Source organism: Streptomyces sp. WAC06614 (assembly GCF_003949795.1).
GTDB lineage: Bacteria > Actinomycetota > Actinomycetes > Streptomycetales > Streptomycetaceae > Streptomyces.
The window spans coordinates 1-832 of the sequence record NZ_RPRY01000738.1 but is presented as its reverse complement, the minus strand read 5'-3'; the positions used below and the strand labels follow the sequence as shown (position 1 = coordinate 832).

Sequence of the window (832 nt, the reverse complement as noted above, 5' to 3'; positions counted from 1 at the left end):
ACCCCGCACGACCCCCTGCGGGTCGTGTGCACCGGGGACTGGGTCGCCGTCGACCCGGCCGGAGCCGTGCCGAGGTATGTGCGGGCGTACCTGCCGCGCCGTACCGCCTTCGTGCGCTCCACCTCCTCCAAGCGGTCCGAGGGGCAGATCCTCGCCGCCAACGTCGACCACGCCGTCGTCGCGGTCTCGCTCGCCCTCGAACTCGACCTGGCCCGGATCGAACGGTTCCTGGCGCTCGCCTGGGAGTCCGGGGCGCAGCCGGTGGTCGTGCTCACCAAGGCCGACCTCGTGCCCGACGGCGCGACCCGGGCACATCTCGTCCGGGACGTGGAGAACAGCGCGCCGGGCGTACCGGTCGTCACGGTCAGCGCGATGGATGGGGACGGGCTCGACGTACTCGCCGCCATCGCGGCCGGCGGTACGTCGGTGCTGCTCGGGCAGTCCGGGGCCGGCAAGTCCACCCTGGCCAACGCGCTCCTCGGCGAGGACGTCATGGACGTACAGGCCACCCGGGACGTCGACGGCAAGGGCCGCCACACCACGACCACCCGCAACCTGCTGGTACTGCCCGGCGGGGGAGTCCTCATCGACACCCCCGGCCTCAGGGGCGTCGGCCTGTGGGACGCCGGAACCGGCGACAAGAGGACCGATGCCCCGTGCATGCGGGGGCCCCATGTTGTGGGAGCACATGGTGGTCAAGCCCGTCTGCCCGCCCGCGGCGGAGGGCCTGTAGCCGGGGACGTCGCCGTAGGTGGTGTTGACTTATTTGTGGGCTTCCAGGACCTTGGCGTGTGCCGCTGCTGTCTCCGTATGTCTGTGGGTGGAATTGATT

General features: G+C 71.2%; 1 protein-coding gene. It reads left to right on the top strand.

The genetic code is table 11. The annotated features are described in order from the left end of the window. Positions 1–832, top strand: an 832-nt coding sequence (gene rsgA / locus EF918_RS36225) for a GTPase RsgA (RefSeq protein WP_260611028.1), incomplete at both ends; no start/stop codon positions are given.